The sequence below is a fragment of the Pseudomonas sp. GW821-FHT09H03 genome (genome assembly GCF_059415945.1).
In genome coordinates this window covers 34,131-42,035 of the sequence record NZ_JBWKOF010000026.1, presented here as the reverse complement: position 1 = coordinate 42,035, position 7,905 = coordinate 34,131, and the positions used below count along the sequence as shown (strand labels likewise).

Below are 7,905 nucleotides of genomic sequence, written 5' to 3'. Positions count from 1 at the left end.
ACTCCAAAGGAAGACGTGACGGATTGGAAGTTGGGTCAGGTCAGCGTAAAACGGCTTGCGCCTCTCGGGTGGGATGTACCTGGGTAGAATAGGGGATAGTAGTGGAGTCAGAGGGGGGGCGTTAGATACAGATTGGCTGACAAAACGTCATACAGCGGTCGCTGTACCTGGTTTCTGAACCCCGGAATACGTCGCGACTTCAAGGTAGCGCGCGAAGGGCTGAAGCCGACCGATTGTTGCCCTGCGCGAGAGGCTGCAACCGACCCATAGCAGACGTTGCCGCGCGTCGAATGTGGAAGGCTCAGCTTCTATATTTCAGCGCCTCCACCAATGCCGAAAAGGCGGGAGACGCCTGGCGTCTATTGGGGTAATACAAATGGTAACCCTGAAACTCAGGGCACCAGTCGGCCAAGACTTCTTTGAGTCGGCCGTCAGCCAGATATGGTGCTACCAATTCCTCTGGTACGTAGGCCAAGCCAACGCCATCAACGGCGGCATTGAGTACATGCATGATGCTGTTGAAAACAAGTTGTCCTTCCGCCTTGACGGTAAAAGCCTGGCCATTCCTTTCAAATTCCCATGCGTAGATCGCCCCTGATGGTCTGTGGCGGATATTCACGCAGTCATGCCCGGTCAACTCATGGGGGGTTGTTGGTGCCGGGTTGCGTTCGAAATATTCTGGAGAGCCCACCACAGCCAACCGCCAATCCGGCCCTATGCGAACGGCGATCATGTCTTTGCTGATCGATTCGCCCATGCGAATGCCAGCATCAAATCGCTCCTCGACCACGTTGGTGAATCCATAGTCGACGTAGAACTCCAGAGTGATATCCGGGTAGCTCTTCAGGAAGCTTGCAAGCATCGGCCGAATGCACAACTCAATCTGATCATCAGTACAGGAAATACGAATCGTGCCACTGGGCTTGTCCCGCAGCTCGCCCAGCGCTTCAAGCTCGGCAGTGATCTGATCAAAAAGCGGAGCGATCGAGCGCATCAATCTTTCTCCCGCCTCTGTGGGCGACACATTGCGTGTCGTGCGGGCCAGCAGTCGTATCCCCAGTCTTTGTTCAAGTGCCCGGATCGTATGACTCAGCGCAGAAGGAGTAATGCCCAGTTTGGCGGCGGCTTTCGTAAAGCTTTGATCTCGCGCCACCGCCAGAAAAGCTTGGAGATCGTTGACTTTGGTATTGGCCATTGCTGAGTTTTTCTCAAAACCACATGAAGATTATGCCTACTAATCAAGATATCTCTAATCCGTCAAGCTCTGTCACCTATCTGGAACGGAGTACTGATGATGAGCGAGACACCTGTAACCCACCTTGAAGCTACAGAAGCCTTGGACTCTCCAGGGCTTGATCGGCGCGCATTCGTAAAGGCCACCGGCGTCAGCATTGCGGCTCTGGGCGTCCTTTCAGTCGCAGGCGGTTCTGCACTAGCAGCTGACTCGAAAAGCGCTGTCAGCCCGCCGGAAGGCGCCGACAATTTTTACAAAAGCGACAAGGTCACCGTGCAAAAGGTGACCTTCAAGAACTCATACAATCTTCAAATTGTGGGCAATCTTGTAACGCCCAAAAATCTGGCTAGAAACGCTAAAGTGCCTGCAATTATCGTCGGGCATCCCATGGGAGCAGTCAAAGAACAAAGCTCCATGCTCTATTCACAAAAGCTGGCGGAACAAGGCTTCATCACGCTGGCGATTGACTTGCCTTTCTGGGGAGAGAGTGAGGGCCTGCCTCGTAACCAGGTTGCCCCCGAAATGTATGCCGACGCATTCAGTGCCGCCGTTGACTACCTTGGCACGCGGGACTTTATCGATCGCAACCGTATCGGCGTACTGGGTATCTGTGGCAGCGGTGGCTTTGCCATCAGTGCGGCCAAGATGGATCTGCGTTTGAAAGCCGTGGCCACCGTCAGCATGTATGACATGGGCGCCGTCACCCGTTATGGTCTGAGGCACTCAGCGACTGTCGAGCAACGCCAGGCCATGCTCACCAAAGCCGCCGAGCAACGCTATGACGAGTTCTCTACCGGAAAATTGCAATTTCTGAACTATCTGCCTGCGCAGCCTGGCAAGGAAACCGACCCGGTAACTCGCGAGTTTTGGAACTTCTATCGCACGCCACGCGGCATCCATATCCCTCATGGCAGTACGTTGGAACTGACGCAAAATCGCGCCTTGACCAGTGAAGTCAGGTTCGTGAATTTCTATCCATTCAACGAGATCGAAACGATTTCCCCGCGTCCGCTGCTGTTCATATCTGGCGATCATGCGCACTCCAAAGAGTTCAGCGAGGATGCCTACCAACGCGCCGCCGAACCTAAAGAACTGACCTGGGTTCCCGGCGCGGGTCACGTGGATCTGTACGACCGCGTGAACTTGATTCCCTGGACCAAGCTCACCGACTTTTTTACCCGGCACCTGACGGTGGTTGGCTAAAAGGCCAATGCTTCAGCCAACAACTATTTGATGAGAGGTTTTTGAATGACGGCTCAAGTATTCGACTCCCCGGCTGGTGAGGCCCTAGGCACGCCGGGGACTGGGAAAATGCCGGCTTACTGGAGTGGCATCTTTGCGATGACACTGTGCGTATTCGCGTTGATCGCCTCGGAGTTCATGCCTGTCAGTTTGCTCACGCCGATCGCATCGGATCTGCAAATCAGTGAAGGACTGGCTGGGTATGGGATCGCCATCTCCGGCGCCTTCGCGGTGCTGACAAGCCTTTCGATTTCCAGACTGGCGGGTTCAATGGACCGCAAGACGCTGTTGCTTCTACTGACCGGGATTATGTGTGTGTCAGGGCTGGTGGTCGGTCTGGCGCCGAACTATACGGTGTACATGATTGGGCGTGCGCTGATCGGCGTGGTGATCGGCGGATTCTGGTCGATGTCGGCGGCAATGGCCATGCGCCTGGTACCTGCCCATAGCGTGCCCAAGGCTCTGGCAATCTTCAACGCCGGCAATGCTTTGGCAACCGTAGTGGCCGCACCACTGGGAAGCTATCTGGGGAGTGTCATCGGTTGGCGGGGTGCTTTTTTCTGCCTTATTCCGGTAGCGATCATCGCGTTGATCTGGCAGTGGATCAGCCTGCCAGCCATGACGCCGGCGCCGCGCAAACCGGGCGCTGGCAATGTCTTCCGATTGTTTAAGAGCCCATTGGTCAGTTTCGGCATGTTGAGTGTGGGCATTTTCTTCATGGGGCAGTTTGTATTGTTCACCTATCTGCGCCCGTTCCTGGAAACCGTCACTGGTGTAGATGTATCCATGTTGTCGATGATCCTGCTGGTCATCGGCGTGGCGGGTTTTGTCGGGACCATTCTGATCGGCACTTTCCTGAAAACCGGAATGTACCGCGTCCTGGTCTGCATTCCACTCTTGATGGCCGCCATTGCACTTTCCTTGATTGTCCTTGGCGGCGGAGTCGTGGCAGCTTTTTTACTGCTTGGGCTGTGGGGCCTGATCGCGACGGCGGCGCCTGTGGGGTGGTGGTCGTGGTTGGCCAAGGCGTTGCCCAAGGATGCTGAAGCCGGTGGCGGCCTGATGGTGGCAGTCATTCAGCTATCCATTGCGCTGGGCTCTACCCTCGGCGGGCTGCTGTTCGACGGGAGCGGCTATCGCATGACATTTCTCGCAAGCTCTATCTTGCTGGTACTCGCAGCAGTGACGGCCTTTTTCACATCGCGAAACCAGGTTTAATAGAAGGCAGATTTGAGCAAGGCAGGCAACTGTCCACAATTTGTCAGATCGGATTTGATCCTACGTCTGCTATTGGCCGATTACTGCCCTGACGAAAGGCTGTAATCGACCTCATGCGACTCTAATTCGGTTCCCGCCGTTGATCGAGGCGCTGTAAGCGATCAGCGATTAGGGAACTAAACGGTTCTGACTGCCGAAGCTTTTTGCCGACGATACAGAATTGTCGTCGCCGTGAACCCGCACACCGCCGCGAACATCAGCCAGTAGGCAGGTGATGCCTTGTCGCCCGTGGCCTGTACAAGCAGCGTCGAGATTGCCGGGGTAAAACCGCCGAACACCGCGGTGGCCAAACTGAAGGCCAGTGAAAACCCGACTACCCGCACGTTCTGTGGCATGACTTCGGTCAGTGCCGCGACCATGGCGCCGTTGTAAATGCCAAAGAAGAATGAGAAGTACAGCAGAACAGCGAGTAGTCGTTCGAAACTCGCCGCCTCTGCTAGCCAGTGCATGGCGGGATAGGCGGTGAAGATGCACAGCAACGATATCGCCAGCAACAACGGCCGCCGGCCAATGCGGTCGGAGAGGGCGCCGCCGATAGGCAGCCAGATAAAGTTGCTGATGCCGACCAGCAGTGTGACCGCCAGGCTGTCGGTGGTACTTAAGTTCAGTACTGTCCTGCCAAACGTCGGTGTGTAGACCGTAATCAGGTAGAACGTGGTGGTGGTCATGGACGCCAGCAAGCCGCCCGCCAGTACGGTGCGCCAGTTGTCACGCATCGAGCGGAAAACTTCGCGAGTTGTTGGACGATGGCTGCGAGCAGTGAAGGCAGCGGTTTCTTCCAGTGAGCGGCGAATAATGAAAATGAACGGGATGATCACGCAGCCAATGAAGAACGGAATACGCCAGCCCCAATCGGCGATCTCAGCGGCTTGCATCGTGGCATTGATCGTGTAGCCCAACGCGGCCGCGACGACGATCGCCACCTGTTGGCTGGCCGATTGCCAACTGGTATAGAAACCGGTGTGACCGGGGGTGGAAATTTCCGCCAGATACACCGAAACACCGCCCATTTCCGCTCCGGCCGAGAAGCCCTGGAGCAGCCTGCCCAACAACACCAGAATCGGTGCCGCCACGCCGATGGCGGCATAGCCCGGCACCAGGGCGATCAATACGGTACCGGCGGCCATGATCGACAGTGTCACGATCAGCCCCTTGCGACGGCCCACCTTATCGATGTACGCCCCCAACACAATGGCGCCTAACGGGCGCATCAGGAATCCGGAGCCGAATACCGCGAAGGTCATCATTAGCGAGGCAAACTCGCTGGTGGCTGGAAAGAAGGTCTGGGAGATGTAGGTCGCGTAGAACCCGAACAGAAAGAAGTCGAACTGCTCGAGAAAGTTACCGCTGGTGACCCGCAAAATGGCGCCCAATTTGGACCCCTTGGCTCGGGTTGTTGCCGTTGTCGTTTTCATGGCTACCGTTATGCTCACTATTGTTTTTGGAATGAGTGTTTTAACCGTCAGTCGCTGCCGGCGTTTATCGGGTTGGGTTGACGCTTCTCAATGGTGTGTTTGAGCAGCGCTGCGCTGCGGAATATTCCATGGGCGAATTTGCTGTAAGGCATCGTCAAGAAAAACGCCATGACCAGGCCGAGATGGATAGCCAACATCAAGCCCAAGGCGCTGGTTTCACGCAAAGCCAGTAGCGCCAGGCCGCTTGCACTGACCAAAAACAGCAGCGCGATGAAGCCGCGATCCATGGGTTTTTGGTTCTCATCCCCGTGCGCAGGGTTGCGACGCAGGTTCAGCCAAAGAAGACCCGCCGGGCCGATCAGCAGGCCGATGCCACCGGCAATACCCAACATCACGGGCAAGCTGAAGATCGGATAAGGCGCCGACCACTTCAGCAGATAGTGAAAGAGCGTGGCGACACCGGTGGCGGCGAAGCACAGCATGAAGCCGTAGAAGGTGAGGTGGTGGAATCGTCGTCGCCACAAGGTGAATTGATCATCGACGTTGTTGCAGCCTTCGCCATGGCCGCCGTCCAGGTATTTGAGCTTCGCGACGTTGGCCGTTGCCTCCAATGCAGCGGACGTTTTCAACGGCAGTGGCACTGCGACCGGTGAAACGTTGCGCCAGAAGCGCCGTACACCCATGGTCAGGGCAAGTACCGCAAAGCCGAACACTGAGCCGAACATCAGCGCCAGGGTGTTATGCGGGAAAATCTTGTAGAAGTTACCCCCGGGAATGGCCGTGAACAGGTTGCCCATGAGCATCAGGGTCAGGCATAAAAACAACGCCAGTCCCCCACCGGAAGCCAGTGCCAGGGTCAGGCCGTTGCGCTGATACAACTTGCCCATCACTTGCGGCCAGGCATATTCGGCGTAAGTATCCAAGCGCACTTTGGCCATGGCTTTGGGTATGTTGACATCGAATTCGTGTGGGGCGGCGTACTGACAAGCGTGCAGGCACGCGCCGCAGTTATGGCACAAGTTCGCCAGGTAATGGATGTCGGCCTGAGTGAATTCCAAGCGCCGGGTCATCGCCGGAAATACCGCACAAAAGCCTTCGCAATAACGGCAGGCATTGCAGATGGTCATCTGCCGTTGGACTTCACTTTCGTCAAGATTCAACACCGGGATCAACCCGCCCGACGCTTGGGGATCAAACAGTTGCATATCGAGACTCCGTGTTTGCAGATGAAACGCCAAAGCCCACCGAAGCGGCCGCCTGCACACCGGCTATGCGGCCAAACGCGGTGCCGATGGCCATGCCGATGCCGGCGGTGTAGCCCTTGCCCAGAACATTGCCGGCCATCATTTCTCCCGCGACGAACAGGTTGGGGCTCGCTTTGCCGTTGAAATGCACGGCAGCGGTTTCGTCGGTGGCGAGGCCGAGGTAGGTGAACGTGACACCCGGTTTAAGCGGGTAGGCGTAGAAAGGTGGTTTCACCAATGGCCGCGCCCAATGAGTTTTGGCGGGCATCAGTCCTTGGGTGTGGCAGTCGTCCAGCGCCGTGTGATCGAACGTGCCAACGCGGCAGGCGCTGTTGTAGTCCTCGACAGTCTTGACGAATTTTTCTTCAGGCAGCTTTAACTGGCGGGCAAGGTCTTGCAGAGTATTGGCGGTAGTTCCGGGAAACACCGGCGGCATGAAGCGACCGATGGCTTGTTGATCGATAATCGAATACGCCTGCTGACCGGGTTGTCCGGCCACCAGACGCCCCCAGATCGCATAACGTTTTGGCCAGAAATCCTCACCTTCGTCGTAGAAGCGTTCGCCATCACGATTGACCACCACACCTAGCGATACGCAGTCGATTCGGGTGCAGATGCCGCCGTCGTAGAGTGGCGCACGGGCATCAATCGCGACCATGTGTGCTTGCGTCGGATCGCCGATCACATCTGCGCCAAGATCGAGCATGCGCCGTAGCAAAATGCCGGTGTTGAATCGGGTGCCCCGGATCAGGAAATTGTCCGATGGCCATTCACCGCGTTCGTTCTGACCCCACGCTTCGCGCAGCCATTCACGGTTGGATTCGAAACCGCCGGCCGCCAACACGCAGGCCCGGGCTTCAATTCGTTCGGCGGCGAAACGCTGGCCATCAACCTCATGTTCGCCCACATGGGCGGCGACGAATTTCCCCTCATCCAACTCGATGTCGGTCACTTGCGTGTTGTAGCGAACTTTTACACCCAGGCGCTCGGCGCTGCGGAAATAGGCATTGACCAGCGCTTTGCCGCCGCCCATAAAAAATGCATTGGTCCGCGCGACGTGCAGCGCGCCAGACAGCGGTGGCTGAAAATGCACGCCGTGTGAACGCATCCAGTCGCGGCAAGAGGACGATGCCCGAATTGCAATGCGTGCAAGCTTTTCATCCGTAAGGCCACCGGTGACCTTCAGCAGGTCTTGCCAGTATTCTTCTTCCGGATAGGCATCGATCAGCACGTCCTGCGGTTCGTCGTGCATGCACCGTAGGTTACGGGTGTGTTGGGAATTGCCACCGCGCCAGATTTTTGGAGAGGCTTCCAGCAGCATTACGCTGGCGCCCGCTTCTCGCGCCATCAGAGCGGCGCACAAGGCAGCGTTGCCACCCCCTATGATTAAAACATCGATCATCATCGCTCCTCGATTTGCAAGGAAGCGGGAACGAAGTGCTCCTTGCGAGTAGGGAGAACGATAGGGTGAGGAAGGAGTGGCCGAAAGGCG

Annotated in this window: 6 protein-coding genes; 2 read left to right on the top strand and 4 right to left on the bottom strand. The window is 56.7% G+C overall.

Annotated features, from left to right (window positions below):
• Window positions 1–301 precede the first annotated feature (301 nt).
• Window positions 302–1,195, bottom strand: coding sequence for a LysR family transcriptional regulator (locus AC07OG_RS25460; protein ID WP_218423373.1), 894 nt, complete (start codon window positions 1,193–1,195; stop codon window positions 302–304).
• 96 nt (window positions 1,196–1,291) lie between these two features.
• Between AC07OG_RS25460 and AC07OG_RS25455 the strand changes: the two genes are divergently transcribed.
• Complete coding sequence (locus tag AC07OG_RS25455; protein WP_495068432.1) at window positions 1,292–2,437, top strand: alpha/beta hydrolase; 1,146 nt, start codon at window positions 1,292–1,294, stop codon at window positions 2,435–2,437.
• Window positions 2,438–2,545: 108 nt separating this feature from the next.
• Window positions 2,546–3,694 (top strand): MFS transporter, encoded by a 1,149-nt coding sequence (locus AC07OG_RS25450; RefSeq protein ID WP_495068431.1) that lies wholly within the window; start codon window positions 2,546–2,548, stop codon window positions 3,692–3,694.
• 176 nt (window positions 3,695–3,870) lie between these two features.
• Here AC07OG_RS25450 and AC07OG_RS25445 read toward each other — a convergent pair whose 3' ends face one another.
• The 3 genes from AC07OG_RS25445 to tcuA are packed head-to-tail and all read right to left on the bottom strand — an operon-like array spanning window position 3,871 to window position 7,815.
• A complete protein-coding gene (locus tag AC07OG_RS25445; RefSeq protein WP_477791980.1) occupies window positions 3,871–5,169 on the bottom strand; it encodes an MFS transporter in 1,299 nt (432 codons plus the stop codon).
• 47 nt (window positions 5,170–5,216) lie between these two features.
• On the bottom strand, window positions 5,217–6,374 hold the full coding sequence (gene tcuB / locus AC07OG_RS25440; protein ID WP_495068430.1) for a tricarballylate utilization 4Fe-4S protein TcuB: 1,158 nt from the start codon (window positions 6,372–6,374) through the stop codon (window positions 5,217–5,219).
• Entirely contained in the window at window positions 6,361–7,815 is a 1,455-nt protein-coding gene (gene tcuA / locus AC07OG_RS25435; protein ID WP_495068434.1) for an FAD-dependent tricarballylate dehydrogenase TcuA, read from the bottom strand. The genes tcuB and tcuA overlap by 14 nt, the downstream gene beginning before the upstream one ends.
• Window positions 7,816–7,905: the final 90 nt, after the last annotated feature.